We start from the raw sequence: 18282 nt of genomic DNA on the forward strand, positions 1-18282 counted from the left end.
GAACGCGCCGTAAACGCCTGAGCGACCGGCCCTTTTTCGCGCCAATCACGGTCGCGTGAACGTCCCGTTAACCCCGTTTCGACGCTTCGGCGGGGCGTCATCCGGGCGGTGTCCGGGCGAGATCGCGGCGAGATTGGGGCAGTGTTTCCGGTGGAGATCCGGCGGCGATCCTCGGATCCCCGCCGGCCCCGGATCAGGTGTTCCGCCAGGAGGCGCCGAGGTTGAGGATGTCGTTCCAGGCGGCGAACAGCATCAGCATCAGCACGAGGGCGAGGCCGATGCGGAAGCCGATCTCCTGGGCCCGCTCGCTCAGCGGGCGGCCGCGCACCACCTCGAAGGCGTAGAACAGCAGGTGGCCGCCATCGAGCAGTGGCACCGGGAACAGGTTGAGCAAGCCGATCGAGACGGAGAGCAGGGCGATCAGCCCGACCAGGCCGCCGACGCCGCCGGTCTTGGCGACCTCGCCGGAGACGCGGGCGATGCCGATCGGACCCGAGAGCTGGTCGGCGGATTCCCGCCCGGTCACGAGCTTGCCGAGATACGAGAAGGTGCGCTCGACGACGAAGTAGGTCTCCTTCACGCCGAGATTGAGCGAGTCGAGCGCCCCGTACTGCACCAGTCGCGCCTCGGAGCCCGCGGGCGAGCGGATGCCGAGCCGGCCGATCCGGTGGCGGCCGAACGGCGTCTTCTCCTCGAAGGTGGCCGGCGTCGCCTGGATGGTGATGGGCTGGTCGTTGCGCTCCACCGTGAAGGTCAGCGGCGTCCCGGCGCTGCCGGTCACCGTGCGGTACATGGCGTTGAAGTCGCCGATCTTCTCGCCGTCGATCGCGGTGATCACGTCGCCGGGCTGGAAGCCGGCCTGGGCGGCGACGCTGTTCGGCTCCACCGACGAGACCCGGGCGGGCAGCTCGTAGCGGCCGCCGAGCCAGATGGCGCCCGCGAAGAGCAGGATCGCCAGGATGAAGTTGGCCACCGGGCCCGCGGCGACGATCGCGGCGCGCTTGGACACGGGCTGGGTCGGGAAGCTGATCGCCCGCTCGTGCGGGCTCATCCGGGCGACCGCTTCGGGATCGGGCATGCTGGCGCCGTTCACGTCGCCGTGGAACTTCACGTAGCCGCCGAGCGGGATCGCGCAGACCTTCCAGCGGGTGCCGCGCCGGTCGTTGAACCCGAACAGCTCGGGACCGAAGCCGAGCGAGAAGGCGTGCACGCCGACCCCGCACCAGCGCCCGACCAGGAAGTGGCCCATCTCGTGTACGAACACCACGACGGTGAGCACGAACAGGAACGGGATCACGGCGCCGAAGAAACCGCCGGCGGTTCCGCCCATCGCGTTGAGGAAGTCCATAAGCCGTATCCTGGCCGTCTCGGCGCCGGCTTCTCGGGCCGGCCATCCGCCCTGTCTAGCAGATCGGCGGTGCCGACCGCCAACGCAATCCTGCGGCCCGGCCGCGGAAGGTCGCACGCGCCGTCCGATTCCGCACCGGCCGATCGCGCGGGGTCGGTCCCGCCCGTCGGGGACCGCCCGTCAGTGGCCGCCGCCCCCGCCCGCGCCGGCATTCGGCCGCCGGATCATGGGGACCGCGCAGGCCATCGCGAGGAACAGGACGGTGAGGGACAGGAACACGTCCTCGAAGGCCATGACGAGCCCCTGGATCCGCACCGTGTTGGTCATCGCCTTCAGCGCCATGTCGGAGGCGGCGCTGCCGTAGGCGTCGAAGCCGCGCTGCATCGCGTCGAGCCGCTCCAGCGCGGCCGTGTTCGCCCAGGTGAAGCGCTCGTGCAGCCGGGCGAGGTGCAGGTCCCAGCGGTCGTTGAGGATCGTGTTGATCAGCGCGAGCCCGACCGCGCCGCCGAGGTTGCGGGTCAGGTTGAACAGCCCCGACGCGTTCTTCATCCGCGCCGGCGGCAGCGTGCCCAGCGCGATGTTGTTGATCGGGATCATGCACAGCATCAGCGAGCAGCCGCGCAGGATCTGCGGCACGAGCAGCTCGTAGAAGTCCCAGTCCTTGGTGAGCCCGGTGACGATCCACGTGCCGCAGGCGAAGCCGACGAAGCCGATCCCCATCATGATCCGGGGATCGACCTTGCCCGAGAGCCGGCCGGCGATCGGCGCGGTGGCGAACATGCACAGGCCGGAGACGAACATCGTCTCGCCGATCATCAGCGCCGAGTAGCCGCGCACCCGGGCGAGGTAGACCGGGTAGATGTAGGTCAGCCCGTAGAGGCCGATGCCCAGCACGAAGCTCGCCACGCAGCCGCTGGCGAAGTTCCGGTCCGAGAAGGCCCTGAGATCGACGATCGGCTGCTTCGCCGTGAACACCCGCCAGAAGAACAGCAGCGCCGACGTCCCGCAGACGACCGCGCAGGCGAAGACCGCCTCGTCCTGCAGCCAGTCGTGGTTGGGCCCCTCCTCCAGCACGTATTCGAGGCAGCCGAGGAAGCCGGCCATGAAGGCGAGTCCGGCCCAGTCGAACGACCGGATCAGGCCGTAATTGGGCTCGTCGAAATCGACTAGGATCCAGGTCGAGACCGTCACGAAGATGCCCGGCACGACGTTGATCAGGAACAGCCAGTGCCAGGACATCAGGTCGGTCAGGTAGCCGCCCACCGTCGGCCCGATCGTCGGCGCCAGCGTCGCCACGAGGCCGATCATCGGCGAGACGATGGTCCGCTTCGAGGGCGGGAAGATCGTGAAGGCCGCGGCGAAGACGGTCGGGATCATGCCGCCGCCGATGAAGCCCTGGAGCGCCCGCCAGACGATCATCTCGCCGATCGACGAGGAGGTGGCGCACATCAGGCTCATCAGGGTGAAGCCGCCCGCCGAGATGGCGAACATCCAGCGCGTCGAGAGCACCCGCGACAGGGTGCCGGAGAGCGGGATCGAGATGACCTCGGCGATCAGGTAGCTGGTCTGGACCCAGGGGATCTCGTCGCCGGAGGCCGAGAGGCCGGCCTGGATCTCGTTCAGGGAGGCCGAGACGATCTGGATGTCCAGGATCGCCATGAACATGCCGAAGACCATGCAGACGAACGCCACCATGCGGCGGCGGTCGAGGGGCGGCTCGGCGGCGCGGATCGGCGCGCCGGGCGCGAGGGCGGCACTGGCGGCCATCGCCGGTCTCAGCGGCTGGCGGTGCTGACCGGCCGCGGCGCGGAGGCGCGGTCGAGGACGGAGCGGTCCGCGCCGGTGCGGGTATCGACCCGGACCACCGCCGACAGGCCCGGCCGCAGCAGGCCCTCGCGGGCGACCTCCTCGGGCACGCGCACCCGCACGGGCAGGCGCTGGACGATCTTGGTGAAGTTGCCGGTGGCGTTGTCGGGCGGCAGCAGGCTGAACACCGAGCCGGAGGCCGGCGAGAACGATTCCACCACGGCGTGGATCTCGCGGTCCGGATAGGCGTCGACCGTCACGGTCACCGGCTGGCCGGGACGCATGCGCTCGACCTGGGTCTCCTTGAAGTTCGCGTCGATCCGGACGCTCTGGAGCGGGACCAGGGCGGCGATCCGCGTGCCGGGCCCGACATAGGCGCCGGCCTCGACGGCCTTGTTGCCGACCACCCCGTCGAAGGGCGCGCGGATCGCCGTGAAGTCGAGGTCGCGCCGGGCCCGGTCGACGGCGGTGCGGAGCTCCGCCGCGAGGCTCTCCGCCTCGCGCTTCTGCGCCTGGAGCACGTCCACGTTGGCGCGGGCCGCGAGGAGGCCGGCCTCCATGGCCTTCACGGAGGCCTCGGTGCGGTCGCGGTCGGCGCGGGTCTGGTCGATGCGCGACTTGGCGACGTAATCCGCCTGCATCTGCGTCGACCGGGCGAAGTCGGCCTGGGCGCGGACGGCGTCGGCGCGGGTCGCGTCGAGCTGCGCGGCGGCCTGGGCGACCTGGGCCTGCGCCGCCTCGGCCTGCCGGCCGATCCGCGCGATCGTGCTCTCCTGGGTGGCGAGCTTGTCCTGCGCCGCCTGCAGCGCGAGGCGGTAGTCGCCGTCGTCGAGCTTGGCGATGACGTCGCCCTTCTTCACCGCGAGGCCGTTCACGACCGGGACCGACTGGAGATAGCCCGGGATCTTGGCCGCCAGGACCGAGATGTCGGCCTGGACGTAGGCGTCGTCGGTCGAGACGAAGAACCGCCCGACGGTCCACCACTGCCATCCCTGATACGCGCCGCCGCCCAGGGAGGCCGTCAGCAGTCCGAGCAGGACGAGCCGCTTCACGGAGCGCTTGCGGGCGGGCGGCGCCTCGACCGGCACGGGTGTCGGCAGGGACGCCGCGGCGGGGGCCGGCGCGGCCGGCGCCGTGCGCTCGGCGCGCGCCTCGTCCCCGGCCTCGATTCGGGCCTCAATAGCGGCATCGAGACCGGAATTCGGCCGATCGGCGTCCTCGCGGAGGGACATATCAGCGCCTCGACATCAATGACCGAACCGTTCGGTCAATAACGAGGCACGGCTTGACGCGCCCCCGAAGAAGCCGCAGGTTATTTTGACCGAACGGTTCGGTCAAGCGTGACGGTGTCACGGTGCGGAGCGGGATCATGGCTCAGGGTGCGGCGTTGGAGCGGGGTCAGGCCCAGCACGAGGGCGACAAGCGGCAGCAGATCCTCGAGGGCGCGCGGACGGTGTTCCTGGCGGCGGGGTTCGACGGCGCCAGCATGGGCGAAATCGCGCGGGCGGCCGGGGTCTCGAAGGGCACGCTCTACGTCTACTTCGAGAACAAGGAAGACCTGTTCGAGGCGCTGACCATCCAGGAGAAGGCCAGCCTCGCCGAGGCCCTGTTCACCCTGGACGCGGACGATCCCGACGTGCCGGGCGTCCTGACCCGGCTCGGAAGCAGCTTCCTGACCGAGATGTGCCGGCCGGCGCACGTCTCGCTGGTCCGCATGGTCATCGGCGCGAGCGAGAAGTTTCCGCGCTTCGGGCAAGTCTACTACCAGGCCGGTCCGGCCTGCGGCGTCGAGCGCCTCTCGCGCTACCTCGACGCGCAGGTCCAGGCGGGACGCCTGACGATCGCCGACACCGAGCTCGCGGCCCGGCACTTCCTGCATCTCTGCCAGGCGGGTCTGCTGACCCGCCTGCTGTTCGCGGCGGGCGGCATCGCCGGCGAGGCCGAGATGCGCCATCAGGTCGACGAGGCGGTGCGGGTGTTCCTGGCCGGGTACGGCCCCGCGCGCTGAGGCGCGGCTCAGGCGGGAAACGTCTCTGCGAGCGCAGCGAAGCAACCCAGCGGCGCCACGCTCGCAGAATGTTGCGCCGCCCTGGGTTGCTTCGCTACGCTCGCAATGACGGCTCAGCCGGCGGCGCGCAGCTCCGGCAGGGCCTCGGCGCTCCAGATCCGCACGTGGGCGTCGATGGCGAGCGCCTCGTCGACGTCGGCGGGTGCGGCCCGGTACTGGCCGGCGAAGTGGGTGCAGGCGCGCTCGACCAGATCGCTGATCCCGTAGAAGCCGATCCGGCCGGCGATGAAGGCCGCCACCGCGATCTCGTTGGCGGCGTTCATCACGGTGGGCGCCGCGCCTCCGGCGGCCAGGGCCGCGCGGGCGATCCGCAGGCACGGGAAACGCGCCTCGTCCGCGGCCTCGAAGGTCAGCGAGCCGAGCTTCACGAGGTCGAGGGGCCGGCCGCGCTCGATCGTCAGCCGGTCGCCGAGGCCGAGGCAGTGCGAGATCGGCACGCGCATGTCGGGCAGCGCCAGCTCGGCGGTCACCGCCCCGTCGAGCCAGTAGACCAGGCCGTGGATCACCGATTGCGGGTGCACGACCACGTCGAGGCGCTCGGGCTCGATGCCGAACAGGTGGTGCGCCTCGATCAGCTCGAGCCCCTTGTTCATCAGGCTGGCCGAATCGATGTTGATCTTCATGCCCATCGACCAGGTCGGATGGGCGGCGGCCTCGGCCGCGGAGGCGGCGGCGATCCGCTCGCGGGTCCAAGTCCGGAACGGGCCGCCCGAGGCCGTGATCATCATTGTGCGGACGTCGGCGAGCGGCCGGCCGGCCAGCGCCTGGCTCAGCGCGTCGTGCTCGGAATCCATCGGCAGGATCGTGGCGCCGTAGCGGGCGGCGTCGCGCATGAAGGCGTCGCCGGCGCAGACCAGGCTCTCCTTGTTGGCGAGCGCGACCTTGCGGCCGAGCCGGAGGGCGGCGTGGGTCGATTTCAGCCCGGCCGCCCCGCTCACGGCGGCGACGACGATGTCGGCGTCGCGGGCGGCGGCCTCCATGACGGCCGCCTCCCCCGCCCCGCTCGGGATGCCGGAGCCCGACAGGGCCTCGGCGAGCGCCGGGCCGGCGGCCTCGTCGGCGAGCGCCGCGAAGGAGGCGTTGAGCTCGCGGGCGACCTTGGCCAGGGCGACGGGATCCTTGCCGCCGACCAGGGCGCCGACGCGGAACCGGTCGGCGTGCTGCGCCAGGAGGTCGGCGGTGGAGCGGCCGATCGAGCCGGTGGCGCCGAAGACGGTGACGACCTGGGTCACGGGTTCAACTCCCTCATCGTCACGTGATCAGACCGCCGCCGCGCAGGGCGAGATAGACGGCCGCCAGCACGGCGACCGCGAAGAATCCGTCGAGCCGGTCCATGACGCCGCCATGGCCGGGGATGATCTTGCCCGAATCCTTGACGCCGTAATGGCGCTTCAGTCCGGATTCGATCAGGTCGCCGGCCTGACTCAGCACCGAGGCGAGCGCGCTCACGCCCGCCACGACCGGGAGAGAGGCGGCGCTGGGCAGGGTCATCCCGGCGAGGTCGGCGACCACCGGGACCAGCGTCCCGGCGGCGACCGCGCCGACGAGGCCGCCGAGTGCGCCCGACCACGTCTTGTTGGGCGAGACCCGGGGCATCAGCTTGGGGCCGCCGATCTTCCGGCCGGCGAAGTAGGCCGCGATGTCGGTGGACCAGACCACCGCGAACATCCAGGCCGGCCCGACCAGGCCGATGGCGGGGTCGTCGCGCAGGGCCACCGGCACCGCCGCGATCGCCGCCGCGCCGAGCACGCCGAGGAAGGCGCGGAGCCGGCCCCGTCCGGTCCGCGCCACCGTGGCGCAGGCCGCGGCGCCGAGCAGCAGGACCGCGAGGCAGGCCGGCGTCGGGGCGCCGCCGCGCTGGCAGAGCAGCAGGGCGCCGAGCGTCGCCGCGCCCAGCGCGATCAGCACCTCGCGGGGCTCGGTGCGGCTCATCACCATCCACTCGGCGAAGCCGACGATGCCGGCGGCGAGCCAGATCCCCGCGAAGGGCCAGCCGCCATAGACCAGAGCGGCCAGCACGCCGGCGCCGAGCACGAGGCCCGAGGCAACGCGCAGCCACAGCTCGCGCCGTCCCGAGGGACGCGCGGCCGGTGCGGCGGCGGAGGTCACGCGCGTCCTGCCCTTCGCCTCAGACCTGCATGATCTCCTTCTCCTTGGACGCCAGCACGCCGTCGATCTCGGCGATGTACTGGTCGGTCGCCTTCTGCACGTCGGTGGCCTGACGCTTCTCGTCATCCTCCGAGATGGCGCTGTCCTTCAGGAGCTTCTTGAGATGGTCGAGGCCGTCCCGGCGCACGTGGCGCACGGCGACGCGGGCCTCCTCGGTGTACTTGTGGGCGACCTTGACCATCTCCTTGCGGCGCTGCTCGTTCATCTCGGGGATGCGGAGCCGGATGGTCTGCCCCTCGGTCTGCGGGTTGAGGCCGAGGTCGGATTCGCGGATCGCCTTCTCGACGGCCGTGACCATGCTGCGGTCCCAGACCGAGATCGACAGGAGCCGCGGCTCCGGCACGCTGACGGTGGCGACCTGGGCCATCGGCATCATCGAGCCGTAGGCGTCGACCTGGATCGGGTCGAGGAGCGACGGCGTGGCGCGCCCGGTGCGCAGCGAGCCGAGATCCTTCGAGAGCGAGGACACAGCGCCCTGCATGCGGCGCTTGATGTCGTTGAGATCGAATTCCGGTGTGGCCATGAGGGTCGTCCCGAGACGTCTGACGTGGTCTTGAGCCCGGCGCGGGCAGTCGCGGCCTCAATGGACGAATTTTTTCAGGGCCGCAAACGGTCGCGGCCCGGTCGTGCCGCGCGTCAGGGCGCCACGAGGGTCGAGGGCGCGTCGCCCGACAGGATCGCGGCGATCGAGCTCGGCGGGTGGAGCGAGCCGACCACGATCGACAGGCGGCTCTCCCGGGCCAGCGCGAAGGCGGCGGTGTCCATCACCTTCAGGTCGCGGGCGATCGCCTCGTCGTGGGTGATGCGGTCGTAGCGCGTGGCGCTCGGATCCTTCTTCGGATCCGCCGAGTAGACGCCGTCCACCTGCGTCGCCTTGAGGACCGCGTCGCAGCGCAGCTCGGCGGCGCGCAGCACCGCGGCGGTGTCGGTGGTGAAGAACGGGTTGCCGGTGCCGCCGGCGAGGACGACGACCTGGCCCTTGTCCAGGTGGTGCAGGGCCGGCTGGCGGGCATAGGTCTCGCAGATGGTCGGCATCGAAACCGCCGACATGGTCCGCGCCTGCACGCCCGCGGCGTTGAGCGCCGTCTCGATCGCCAGCGAGTTCATCACCGTGGCCATCATGCCGAGCGAATCCCCGGTCGCCCGGTCGATCCAGCCGGCCGCGGAGATCCGCGCCCCGCGGATCATGTTGCCGCCGCCCACCACGATGGCGATCTCGGCGCCCGACTCGATCGTGCGGGCGATGTCCTCGGCGAGCGCCGCCAGCGTCGGCGGATGCAACCAGTAGCCGTCGGGAGCGGCGAGCGCCTCCCCCGACAGCTTCACGAGGATACGGCGAAACGGCGTCGTCTCCGGCATCTGGGCCCCCGGCTCCATCCCGCATCGCGTGAGCGGGGAGGCTTCTACGTCAACCGCCCGAGCGCCGTCGAGGGGCCCGGCCCGGATCCGGCGGGGATCGTGGGTACAAGGCCTGCGCCGCGCGAACGGCGCGCGGCCGTGGAGGATGTCTGCGCCGCCTTCGCGGTCCGGGTCCGGAACGGCGGGATCCCGGTCGATGCGGTGCCGGCGTGACGGCGATCCGCCGCGCCGGCGCCCGTTCTCAACTGCCAGCCAGGACGCCGACGGCGCCGAAGACGGTCATGGCGAGGCCGGAGGCGAACACGCCGATCATGAGGTAGGAGAAGGGCTTCAGAGGCATGCCCGGACCTTAGCGCGGCGCCGCACGGCGGGGTGTGCGGCGCAACACGACCCCGCGCGGATCGATCGGGCGCCTCCGGAAACGCGAAGCCCCGCCCGGCGCGTGCCGGACGGGGCTGATCTCACGATGACGGCCCGGCAAACCGGGCGTTCGCGGTCGGTGTCAGGCGCGGCCGGCCTGCTGGGCGACCTCGGTGGCGAAGTCCGGACCCTCTTCCTTCTCGATGCCGTCGCCCAGCGCGTAGCGGACGAAGCCCGTCAGGGTCACGGGGCCGCCGACCTTGGAGCCGGCCTCCTTGAGGACCTGGCTCACGGTCTTGGAGCCGTCGTGCACGAAGGGCTGCTCCAGGAGGGTGACCTCCTTGTAGTAGCTCTTCAGGCCGCTCTCGACGATCTTGGCCATCACGTGGTCCGGCTTGCCGGCGTTCTTCTCGCGCAGGATGTTCGACTCGCGCTCCACCGTGGCGGCGTCGACGCCCGAGGCGTCCAGCGCCACCGGGTTGGTCGCCGCGATGTGCATGGCGATCTGGCGACCCAGCGCCGAGAGCGCGTCGACGTCGCCCTCGGACTCGAGCGCCACGAGCACGCCGATCTTGCCGAGGCCCTCGGAGATCTGGTTGTGCACGTAGGAGGCGATGACGCCCTTCTTGACCTCGAGCTTGGTGACCCGGCGCAGGTTCATGTTCTCGCCGATCGTGGCGATCAGGGCCTGCAGCTTCTCCGAGACGGTCTCGGTGGCGCCCGGGAAATGGGCGGCCTGGAGGCCCTCGAGCGTGCCGTCGGTGTTGAGCGCGATCTTGGCGGCCTCGCGGGCGAAGGCCTGGAAGGCGTCGTTGCGGGCGACGAAGTCGGTCTCGGAGTTCACCTCGACCACGGCGGCGTGGCGGCCGGCGGACTCGACGGCGACGAGGCCCTCGGCGGCGACGCGGCCGGCCTTCTTGGCGGCCTTGGCGAGACCCTTCTTGCGCAGCCAGTCGACGGCGGCCTCGATGTCGCCCTGCGTCTCGTTGAGCGCGCCCTTGCAGTCCATCATGCCGGCGCCGGTCTTCTCCCGGAGCTCCTTCACCATCGCGGCGGTGATGTTGGCCATGGCGGTCCCTTTCGTGTGGTCTGGATGCGAGAGGCCCGGCGCGCGGGTGAGCGGCCGGGCCCGGTATGCCTGGATCCGCGACGGCCCGATGACGGTGCCGCCGCGAAGCCCCGTTGGATCAGGCCGCGGCGGCGGCCTCGACGAAGCCGCGGGCCTGCGAGACCCACGAATCGCGGTCGATGCGGCCGTTGAGCTTCAGGTCGGCATCGACCTTGGCGACGTCCTCGGGGGTCATCGCGGCGAGCTGCCAGTAGTGGTAGATGCCGGCGTCGTTGAGCTTCTGCACGATCTGCGGGCCGGCGCCGTTGAGCTTGGTCAGGTCGTCCGGCGCGCCGCGCGGGGCAGCGAGCAGCTCGAAGTGCTCGGTCGACTCGGCGAGCATCGCCACGTCGGCCGGGTCGAGGGCGTCGGACTCGACCGTGACGGCCGCGTCGTCGTTCGCCGGCAGCTCCTCGGCCATCGGCTCCTCGGAGGCGCCGATATCCATGCCCGACGAGCCCTGGGCGCGCGAGATGCCGTCGATGGCGGCCTTGGCGATCAGGTCGCAGTACAGCGCGATCGCGCGGCCGGCGTCGTCGTTGGCCGGGACGATGTAGCTGATGCCGTCCGGGTTGCAGTTGGTGTCGACGATGGCGGCGACCGGGATGCCGAGGCGGTTCGCCTCCTTGATCGCCAGCTGCTCCTTGTTGGTGTCGATCACGAACAGCAGGTCCGGCACGCCGCCCATGTCCTTGATGCCGCCGAGCGCCTTCTCGAGCTTCTCCTTCTCACGGGAGAGCATCAGGCGCTCCTTCTTGGTCAGGCCCGGGCCGCCGGTCTCCAGCGTCTCGGTGACCTTGCGCAGGCGCGAGATCGAGCCCGAGATGGTCTTCCAGTTGGTGAGCATGCCGCCCAGCCAGCGGGAGTTGACGTAGTACTGGGCCGAGCGCTTGGCCGCCTCGGCGATCGTGTCGGCCGCCTGGCGCTTGGTGCCGACGAACAGCACACGGCCGCCCTTGGCGACGGTGTCGCTCACCGCCTGGAGCGCCTGGTGCAGCGCCGGCACGGTCTGGGCGAGGTCGATGATGTGGATGTTGTTGCGGGTGCCGAAGATGTACGGCTGCATCTTCGGGTTCCAGCGGTGGGACTGGTGACCGAAATGGGCGCCCGCCTCGAGGAGCTGACGCATAGAGAAATCGACGGCCATGGCTCTTGTGCTCTCCGGTTATATCCGCCGCGGAGGGATGCGGTCGGCCGAGAGTTCGGACGACCACCGGAAACGCCTCATTCAGGCATGAGGCCGGCTCCGCGTGTGGGATGGGCGGGCGCTTAGCAGAGGGCGGGTCCGAAGGCAAGAAGCGCCGGGGCGGCGCGGGCCAGCCCTCAATCACAGCCTGCGTTCAGACCGCTTGCAACACGCGGGCTCGCCTCGCGAGAGTTCGGACCATGGCGGCGGTCGCCTTCGACACCCTGAAATTCGCCCGGGTCCTCCGGGAGAAGGCCAAGCTCTCCCCGGAACAGGCGGAGGGCCATGGCCGATGCCATGGCGGAAGCGTTGCAGGGCGATCTCGTCACGAAGGCGGATCTGCGCGCCGAGCTGGCGGATACGCGGTCCGAAATCGTGCGCTGGGTGGCGGGCCTGATCGGCCTCCAGACACTCGCTGTGATCGGCGCGGTCGTCGCCCTCGCCCGGGCGCCGCACTGACAGGCCCGCAGCCCGGATCACCCGCCCGCGAACACCGCCGCCACGTCGTCGGCCGTCATCACCCGGTACGCCCCCGCCGGCAGGTCCGCCGGCAGAGCGAGACCGCCGACCCGGTCCCGGTGCAGCGCCGCGACGTGGTTGCCGACGGCGGCGAACATCCGGCGGACCTGGTGGTAGCGGCCCTCCGTCAGCGTCACCGCGCAGCGCGTGGCATCCTCGACGTCGAGCCGCACCGGCAGGAGCGGCCGCTCCTCGCCCTCCAGCACGAGCGTCCCTGCGGCGAACACCTCCGCCTCGCGGCCGGTCAGCGGCCGGTCGAGGGTCACGCGGTAGCGCTTCGCCACCTGGGCCTTCGGGCTGATGATCCGGTGCAGGAGCGCCCCGTCGTCGGTCAGCAGCAGCAGGCCCGAGGTCTCCTTGTCGAGGCGCCCGACCGTGGAGAGGGGCGGGTCGCGGCGGCGCCAGCGCTCGGGGAGCAGCCCGTAGACCAGCGGGCCCGCCTCCTTGTGCGAGCAGGTGACGCCCAGCGGCTTGTGCAGCATCAGGCACAGGCCGGGGAGCGGGTCCAGGGCCTCGCCGTCGATCGTGAGGCGCTCCGGCAGGTCCGGCGCGAGGGCGATCCGGTCGCCGGCCTCCGCGAGCTCCGCGCCGTCGAGGCGGATCGCGCCGGCGCGGGCGAGCGCCTGGATCTCGCGGCGCGAGCCGTAGCCGAGATTGGCGAGGAGCTTGTCCAGGCGGACGGATCTCGCCGCGCTCATGGAAGCGGCGCGCTCACCGGCGGGCCTCGTAGACCCGGTAGCCGTTCGCCTGGACGGCCACCGCGACGTGCCGGAACGCCTCGCGCAGGCTCGCCTCGTAGGGCAGGTGCGCGTTGGCCACGAGCCACAGCGCCCCCCCGGGGCGCAGGGCCTCGGCGGCCCGCGCGATGAACGCCCGGCCGAGGGCCTGATCCTCGCTCCCGCCCTCGTGGAACGGCGGGTTCGTGACGACGAAATCGAGGTGATCCGGCACGGCGCCGGACGCCCGGATATCCGCCCAGAGGATCGTCGCCCGCGGGTCGGCGACGTTGCGGCGCGCCATCTCGACGGCGCGCCGGTCGATCTCCAGCAGGGTCAGGGCGGTCACGGCCTCGGAGCCCAGGACGGCCCGCGAGAGGACCCCGAGCCCGCAGCCGAAATCGGCGCCGCGGCCCTTGAGGGCCGGGAGGTTCGCGAGCAGCAGCGCCGTGCCCGGATCGAGCCGGTCCCACGAGAAGATGCCGGGCTGCGTGCACAGAGCGAGGTTGTCGACGTGGCGCGGGCCGCCCTCGTCGATCGCCTCGGCGAGGCCGGCCGGCGCCGTTGGCCGCTCCGCCGTGCAGATCCGGTGGTGCCGGCGCGGCTGGTCCGCGGCCGCGCAGCCGAAGGTCGTCAGCTCCTTGGCGAGGCGTGTGCCGCCGCGATCCTTGGGCGCCAGGGCGACCATGCGGCCGCCCGGCCCGAGGGCGCGCAGCACCTGGGCCAGCACGTAGCGCCGCTCGACCGTTCCGGGCGGCGCCAGCACGGTGGCCGAGTCGAGGCTGTTCTCGGACAGATCCTCGAGCCGCGCAGCGCCGGGGATCAATGGGGAGAGCTGGACGGCGTCGCCCGGGACCTCGGCGAGGTCCACCGGCGGCAGGCCGTAGACGGCGTGGCGCATAGACGATTCGGGATTTGGAGTGCCGAAACCGGAACGCGAATCCGCGGCGGAGCGGGGTAAACCCGCGCCCGACTCGATTCATCCGGGGGAACACCGCGTTTATACCGGAACCGGCCGCGAAGCCCAGCCTCCCGCGCGGCCCGGCGCGTCAGCCCCGCGGAAATTCCAGGCCCATCTCGCGGTAGCGGGCCGGGTCGTCGGCCCAGTTCTCCCGCACCTTCACGTGCAGGAACAGGTGGACCTTGGCGTCGGCCGCCTCGGCGATCTCGATCCGGGCCGCCTGCCCGATCGACCGGATGGTCTGGCCGCCCTTGCCGAGCACGATCGAGCGCTGGCTCTCCCGCTCGACGAAGATCGTCTGCTCGATCCGCACCGAGCCGTCGGGCCGGATCTGCCACTGGTCGGTCTCCACCGTGGAGCGGTAGGGCAGCTCCTCGTGCAGCCGGTCGTAGATCTTCTCCCGGGTGATCTCGGCGGCGAGCATGCGCAGGGGCGCGTCCGAGACCTGATCCTCCGGATACAGCCACGGGCCCGCCGGCATGCGGGCGGCCAGCGCCCGGCGCAGGTCGGCGACGCCGTCGCCGTTGAGCGCCGAGATCATGAAGGTCTCGGCGAAGGGCGCGGCGGCGTTGAGCTTGGCGGCGAGATCGAGCAGCCGTTCGCGCGGGATCAGATCGATCTTGTTGAGGATCAGCAGTTTCTCGCGCTTCACCTCGCCGAGCCGGCCGAGCACCGCCTCGACTTCCGCGTCGACACCCTTGCGCGCGTCGACCAGCAGGCAGACGGCGTCGGCGTCGGCGGCGCCGCTCCAGGCCGAGTGGACCATCGCGCGGTCGAGGCGGCGCTTGGGCGCGAAGATGCCGGGGGTGTCGACCAGCACGACCTGGGCCGAGCCCTCGATGAGGATGCCCCGCACCAGGGCCCGGGTCGTCTGCACCTTGCGGGAGACGATCGAGACCTTGGTGCCGACGAGGTTGTTGAGCAGGGTCGACTTGCCGGCATTCGGCACGCCGATCAGCGCGACGAAGCCGGCCCGGGCGTCGGCGGGCGTGCCGGGAAGGGTGGACGGGTCGCGCGCGGGGTCCCGGGCCGGCGCGATGCCGGGCCCGTCCTGCGCGTCGTGATCGTCCTGCTCGTGCGCGCTCATGCTGTCTCCGTCGGTTCCGCGTCCGCGGAGGCCCCGATTCCCTCCCGCTCCATCAGCGCCCGCGCGGCGGCCTGCTCGGCGATCCGCTTCGACGTGCCGTCGCCGAGACCGGGCTCCAGGCCCTCGACCTGCACGGCGATGCGGAACCGGGGCGCGTGGTCGGGACCGGTGCGCTCCACCACCTCATAGGTGGGGATCGGCAGGCTGCGGCCCATGGCCCATTCCTGCAGGGCGGATTTGGCGTCGCGGCCCCGCGCCGCCGCGGTCGGCTCGCCGGGATGGAAATGCGCCTCGACCACCGCCCGGGCGGCGTCGAACCCGGCATCGAGGTAGATCGCACCCAGGATCGCCTCGCAGACGTCGGCCAGGATCGTCTGGTTGCGCCGGCCGCCGCCCATGACCTCGCCCTGGCCGAGGATCAGGTGCGGGCCGACCTCCCAGGAGGCGGCCACGGCCGCGCAGGTCTCGCGCCGGACCAGGGCGGCAAGGCGCCGGGAGAGGTCGCCCTCGTCAGCCTCCGGGAAGGCGCCGTAGAGGCGGTCGGCGACCGCGAGCCCGAGCACGCGGTCGCCGAGGAATTCCAGGCGCTGGTAGCTGCCGCCCCGGCCGCTCGCCTTGCTGGTGTGGGTCAGCGCGCGGGTGAGCAGGTCCTGATCGCCGAAGCTGTGGCCGATCCGCTCTTCGAGCGCGGTCAGCGGCGGGCGCGGCTTGTGGGCCCGCCGGGATCGGGCGTTGGCCCGGGGCTGCGCGGCGTCGTCCAAGTCCGGGCCGGTCAATGGATCGTCGTGAACAGGCGCGACCAGCGCACGTGGGCCGGCCAGTTCCAGACCTGCCAGGCCGGCGTACCCTCGTCGATCGAGAAGAAGATCATCTCGGCGCGCCCGACCAGGTTGGCGAAGGGCACGTAGCCGACATTGGCGAGATCGCGCGAATCGGTGGAGTTGTCGCGGTTGTCGCCCATCATGAAAAAGTGACCGGGCGGGACCGTGTACAGCTCGGTCTTGTCCCAGAAGCCGTTGTCGCCGTCGCGCTCGATCACCCGGTGGACCACGCCGTTGGGCAGGGTCTCCAGGTACTGGGGCACCTTGGTCGGCTGGCCGTAGGGATCGGTGGTCTCGTAGTCGGCGATCCGCTCGCGCTTGACCGCCTTGCCGTTGATGTTGAGCACGCCGTCGATCATCTGGATCTTGTCGCCCGGCAGGCCGATCACGCGCTTGATGTAGTCGGTCGAATTGTCCTTGGGCAGCTTGAACACCGCGATGTCGCCGCGCTTCGGGTCCGCGCCCCAGATCCGGCCGTCGGCCTGGATCGGGATATACTCCGAGAGCGGCAGCGAGTACTTGGAATAGCCGTAAGAATATTTTGACACGAACAGGTAGTCGCCGATCAGCAGGGTCGGCACCAGCGAGCCGGACGGGATGTTGAACGGCTGGAACAGCAGGGTCCGCACCACGAGGGCGATCAGCAGCGCCTGGATGCCGACCTTCAGCGTCTCGCGGATGCTGGCCCAGGTGCCGGTGTCGGCAGGTTTCCTGAGCGGCTTGCCGTCGTAATCCACGCGCGCGTTCCGTCTTCGATTGAGGTGCGACGCCCGCGATCCGCGGGGCGCGGCCCCGCCGCGCGCGGCCTGATGTGCGGTTGTCCCGAGGAATGCGCCGCAATCGTGTCCGCCGTGTCCGGCGGTCTAGACCATGCGCGAGCCCCCCGCAACGCGCGACCGGCGCTGGCTAATCCGCGACGGCGGCCTCAACCGGCGACAGGGACCGGCAAGGCCTCGATGATCACGAAGGCTTGCGCCATCGGCGGATCGTCCGTGAGGCTCACGTGGAGCCGCGCCGCGTGCCCCGCCGGCAGGAGTTCCGCGAGCCGCTCGGCCGCGCCGCCCGCGAGCCGCAGGGTCGGCTGCCCGGAGGGCAGGTTCACCACCTCCATGTCGCGCCAGAACACGCCGGCGCTGAGGCCGGTGCCGAGCGCCTTGGCGCAGGCCTCCTTGGCGGCGAAGCGGCGGGCGTAGCCCTCGGCGCGGGCGGCCCGGCGGTCGCAGCGGGCCCGCTCCCCGTCGGTGAAGACCCGGTGGGTGAAGCGCTCGCCGTGCCGCTCCAGGGTCCGGGCGATCCGGCGGATGTCGCAGAGATCCGAGCCGATCCCGACGATCATGGGTGCCGCGCCCGGTCCATGGCGGCCCGCATGTCGCGCACCGCCCGGTCGAGCCCCACGAAGATCGCGTCGGCGATCAGGGAATGGCCGATATTCAGCTCCCGGATCTGCGGCAGCGCCGCCACCGGCCCGACGCTGCCGAGGGTAAGCCCGTGGCCCGCGTGGATCTCGAGGCCGAGGCCGGCCCCGTGCTCCGCCGCGCGCCGGATGCGGGCGAGCTCGCGCGCGGTCCGGGCGTCGTCGTCCTCCAGCGCCGCCTCGCAGTAGCTGCCGGTGTGCAGCTCGACGACGGGCGCCCCGAGGGCGCGGGCGGCGTCCATGACGGCGGGCTCGGGCTCGACGAACAGCGAGACGCGGATGCCGGCCTCCGCGAGGGCGCGGATGCGCGGCGCGAGATGCGCGCGGCCGCCGACGATGTCGAGGCCGCCCTCGGTGGTGCGCTCCTCGCGCTTCTCCGGGACGAGGCAGGCGGCGTGCGGGCGGGTCTCGAGCGCGATCGCCACCATCTCGTCGGTGGCGGCCATCTCGAAGTTGAGCGGCACGGACAGGCCGCGCTTGAGCGCCGCGATGTCGGTGTCGCGGATGTGGCGCCGGTCCTCGCGGAGATGCGCGGTGATCCCGTCGGCGCCCGCCTCGACGGCGAGCAGGGCCGCCCGCACCGGGTCCGGATAGTCGCCGCCGCGGGCGTTGCGGACGGTCGCGACGTGATCGATGTTGACGCCCAGGCGCAGTTTCTCGGAGGTCATCCGCTCGTTCGTCCCCGTGTCGGCGCGGCGCGACAGGCTCACCGGGGGGTCGGAAGGCGCCGCGCGCCCTCACCCCGTGCCGGCGATATGCGGAGGATCGCGCGCGCCGGCAAGACGGTCGGGGTTCGGGGGCGGGCTCCGGCGGCCGGCCCGCCCGGTCAGGCGAGCCGCAGGCGCGACCGGCTGTCCTTCCGCTCGGGCAGTGTGTCGAGGGCGGTCCTGACGATGGTCGTGGCGTCGAGGCCCGCCTCGGCGTACATCTTCTCCGGGCTGTCGTGGTCCTGGTAGGCGTCCGGCAGCGTCATCGTCCGCACCCGCACGCCCCCCGCGTCCAGCGCGCCCCGCTCCGCCAGCAGGTGCAGCACCATCGCGCCGAACCCGCCCCGCGAGCCCTCCTCGATCGTGATCAGCACCTCGTGCTCGCGCGCCAGATCCAGGATCAGCGCCTCGTCCAGCGGCTTGGCGAACCGCGCGTCCGCCACCGTCACCGCCACGCCCTGCTCGGCCAGCGTGTCGGCCGCCTTCAGCGCCTCCGACAGGCGCGTGCCGAGCGACAGCAGCGCCACACGCGCCTCCGCGTCGCGCCGCACCACCCGACCCTTGCCGATCGCCAGCGCCTCGCCCCGCTCCGGAAGCTCGACGCCCACACCCTCGCCGCGCGGGTAGCGCAGCGCGATCGGGCCCGTGTCGTG

Annotated in this window: 19 protein-coding genes; 2 read left to right on the forward strand and 17 right to left on the reverse strand. The window is 71.8% G+C overall.

Features of this window, described 5'->3' with window-relative positions:
- Positions 1-193: 193 nt before the first annotated feature.
- The 3 genes from ABIC30_RS19230 to ABIC30_RS19240 form a co-directional block, all read right to left on the reverse strand.
- Positions 194-1348, reverse strand: coding sequence for a M50 family metallopeptidase (locus ABIC30_RS19230; protein WP_020092984.1), 1155 nt, complete (start codon positions 1346-1348; stop codon positions 194-196).
- 180 nt (positions 1349-1528) lie between these two features.
- A complete protein-coding gene (locus ABIC30_RS19235) occupies positions 1529-3115 on the reverse strand; it encodes a DHA2 family efflux MFS transporter permease subunit (protein ID WP_020092983.1) in 1587 nt (528 codons plus the stop codon).
- 8 nt (positions 3116-3123) lie between these two features.
- Positions 3124-4386 (reverse strand): HlyD family secretion protein, encoded by a 1263-nt coding sequence (locus ABIC30_RS19240; RefSeq protein WP_020092982.1) that lies wholly within the window; start codon positions 4384-4386, stop codon positions 3124-3126.
- A gap of 137 nt (positions 4387-4523) precedes the next feature.
- Here ABIC30_RS19240 and ABIC30_RS19245 point away from each other — a divergent pair, with 137 nt between their 5' ends.
- A complete protein-coding gene (locus ABIC30_RS19245) occupies positions 4524-5162 on the forward strand; it encodes a TetR/AcrR family transcriptional regulator (protein ID WP_026604898.1) in 639 nt (212 codons plus the stop codon).
- Between the two features lie 113 nt (positions 5163-5275).
- Here ABIC30_RS19245 and dxr read toward each other — a convergent pair whose 3' ends face one another.
- The 6 genes from dxr to ABIC30_RS19275 form a co-directional block, all read right to left on the reverse strand.
- Positions 5276-6454, reverse strand: a complete 1179-nt coding sequence (gene dxr / locus ABIC30_RS19250; protein ID WP_020092980.1) for a 1-deoxy-D-xylulose-5-phosphate reductoisomerase — start codon at positions 6452-6454, stop codon at positions 5276-5278.
- Between the two features lie 19 nt (positions 6455-6473).
- The gene (locus tag ABIC30_RS19255) at positions 6474-7331 is read right to left on the reverse strand and encodes a phosphatidate cytidylyltransferase (RefSeq protein ID WP_020092979.1); all 858 of its coding nucleotides are present in this window, start codon (positions 7329-7331) and stop codon (positions 6474-6476) included.
- Positions 7332-7350: 19 nt separating this feature from the next.
- On the reverse strand, positions 7351-7914 hold the full coding sequence (gene frr / locus ABIC30_RS19260) for a ribosome recycling factor (RefSeq protein WP_020092978.1): 564 nt from the start codon (positions 7912-7914) through the stop codon (positions 7351-7353).
- 113 nt (positions 7915-8027) lie between these two features.
- Complete coding sequence (gene pyrH, locus ABIC30_RS19265; RefSeq protein WP_026604897.1) at positions 8028-8750, reverse strand: UMP kinase; 723 nt, start codon at positions 8748-8750, stop codon at positions 8028-8030.
- A 502-nt stretch (positions 8751-9252) separates the two neighbouring features.
- Positions 9253-10179, reverse strand: coding sequence for a translation elongation factor Ts (tsf, locus tag ABIC30_RS19270; protein ID WP_042676079.1), 927 nt, complete (start codon positions 10177-10179; stop codon positions 9253-9255).
- Positions 10180-10297: 118 nt separating this feature from the next.
- The gene (locus ABIC30_RS19275; RefSeq protein WP_020092974.1) at positions 10298-11365 is read right to left on the reverse strand and encodes a 30S ribosomal protein S2; all 1068 of its coding nucleotides are present in this window, start codon (positions 11363-11365) and stop codon (positions 10298-10300) included.
- Between the two features lie 324 nt (positions 11366-11689).
- Between ABIC30_RS19275 and ABIC30_RS19280 the strand changes: the two genes are divergently transcribed.
- Positions 11690-11863, forward strand: a complete 174-nt coding sequence (locus ABIC30_RS19280; protein ID WP_020092973.1) for a hypothetical protein — start codon at positions 11690-11692, stop codon at positions 11861-11863.
- Positions 11864-11880: 17 nt separating this feature from the next.
- Here ABIC30_RS19280 and ABIC30_RS19285 read toward each other — a convergent pair whose 3' ends face one another.
- The 8 genes from ABIC30_RS19285 to ABIC30_RS19320 all read right to left on the reverse strand — a co-directional run.
- Positions 11881-12621, reverse strand: coding sequence for a pseudouridine synthase (locus tag ABIC30_RS19285; protein WP_020092972.1), 741 nt, complete (start codon positions 12619-12621; stop codon positions 11881-11883).
- A gap of 13 nt (positions 12622-12634) precedes the next feature.
- Positions 12635-13540 (reverse strand): class I SAM-dependent methyltransferase, encoded by a 906-nt coding sequence (locus ABIC30_RS19290; RefSeq protein WP_020092971.1) that lies wholly within the window; start codon positions 13538-13540, stop codon positions 12635-12637.
- Positions 13541-13688: 148 nt separating this feature from the next.
- Positions 13689-14687, reverse strand: coding sequence for a GTPase Era (gene era / locus ABIC30_RS19295; RefSeq protein ID WP_020092970.1), 999 nt, complete (start codon positions 14685-14687; stop codon positions 13689-13691).
- Positions 14684-15463, reverse strand: coding sequence for a ribonuclease III (gene rnc / locus ABIC30_RS19300; RefSeq protein WP_081636475.1), 780 nt, complete (start codon positions 15461-15463; stop codon positions 14684-14686). The genes era and rnc overlap by 4 nt, the downstream gene beginning before the upstream one ends.
- Complete coding sequence (gene lepB / locus ABIC30_RS19305; RefSeq protein WP_020092968.1) at positions 15460-16245, reverse strand: signal peptidase I; 786 nt, start codon at positions 16243-16245, stop codon at positions 15460-15462. Before lepB ends, rnc begins: the two co-directional genes overlap by 4 nt.
- A gap of 188 nt (positions 16246-16433) precedes the next feature.
- Positions 16434-16844, reverse strand: a complete 411-nt coding sequence (acpS, locus tag ABIC30_RS19310) for a holo-ACP synthase (RefSeq protein WP_020092967.1) — start codon at positions 16842-16844, stop codon at positions 16434-16436.
- Entirely contained in the window at positions 16841-17590 is a 750-nt protein-coding gene (locus ABIC30_RS19315) for a pyridoxine 5'-phosphate synthase (protein WP_026604896.1), read from the reverse strand. The genes acpS and ABIC30_RS19315 overlap by 4 nt, the downstream gene beginning before the upstream one ends.
- A gap of 158 nt (positions 17591-17748) precedes the next feature.
- On the reverse strand, positions 17749-18282 hold a 534-nt coding region (locus ABIC30_RS19320), incomplete at its 5' end, for a transketolase C-terminal domain-containing protein (protein WP_354455939.1).

Source organism: Methylobacterium sp. 1030 (assembly GCF_040544715.1).
GTDB lineage: Bacteria > Pseudomonadota > Alphaproteobacteria > Rhizobiales > Beijerinckiaceae > Methylobacterium.

Bases quoted from the DNA above. Each gene is read 5' to 3' on its own strand.
- ABIC30_RS19230 (WP_020092984.1), bottom strand. From the start codon at position 1,348: ATGGACTTCCTCAACGCGATGGGCGGAACCGCCGGCGGTTTCTTCGGC.
- ABIC30_RS19235 (WP_020092983.1), bottom strand. From the start codon at position 3,115: ATGGCCGCCAGTGCCGCCCTCGCGCCCGGCGCGCCGATCCGCGCCGCC.
- ABIC30_RS19240 (WP_020092982.1), bottom strand. From the start codon at position 4,386: ATGTCCCTCCGCGAGGACGCCGATCGGCCGAATTCCGGTCTCGATGCC.
- ABIC30_RS19245 (WP_026604898.1), top strand. From the start codon at position 4,524: ATGGCTCAGGGTGCGGCGTTGGAGCGGGGTCAGGCCCAGCACGAGGGC.
- frr (WP_020092978.1), bottom strand. From the start codon at position 7,914: ATGGCCACACCGGAATTCGATCTCAACGACATCAAGCGCCGCATGCAG.
- pyrH (WP_026604897.1), bottom strand. From the start codon at position 8,750: ATGCCGGAGACGACGCCGTTTCGCCGTATCCTCGTGAAGCTGTCGGGG.
- tsf (WP_042676079.1), bottom strand. From the start codon at position 10,179: ATGGCCAACATCACCGCCGCGATGGTGAAGGAGCTCCGGGAGAAGACC.
- ABIC30_RS19275 (WP_020092974.1), bottom strand. From the start codon at position 11,365: ATGGCCGTCGATTTCTCTATGCGTCAGCTCCTCGAGGCGGGCGCCCAT.
- ABIC30_RS19280 (WP_020092973.1), top strand. From the start codon at position 11,690: ATGGCCGATGCCATGGCGGAAGCGTTGCAGGGCGATCTCGTCACGAAG.
- ABIC30_RS19285 (WP_020092972.1), bottom strand. From the start codon at position 12,621: ATGAGCGCGGCGAGATCCGTCCGCCTGGACAAGCTCCTCGCCAATCTC.
- ABIC30_RS19290 (WP_020092971.1), bottom strand. From the start codon at position 13,540: ATGCGCCACGCCGTCTACGGCCTGCCGCCGGTGGACCTCGCCGAGGTC.
- era (WP_020092970.1), bottom strand. From the start codon at position 14,687: ATGAGCGCGCACGAGCAGGACGATCACGACGCGCAGGACGGGCCCGGC.
- acpS (WP_020092967.1), bottom strand. From the start codon at position 16,844: ATGATCGTCGGGATCGGCTCGGATCTCTGCGACATCCGCCGGATCGCC.
- ABIC30_RS19315 (WP_026604896.1), bottom strand. From the start codon at position 17,590: ATGACCTCCGAGAAACTGCGCCTGGGCGTCAACATCGATCACGTCGCG.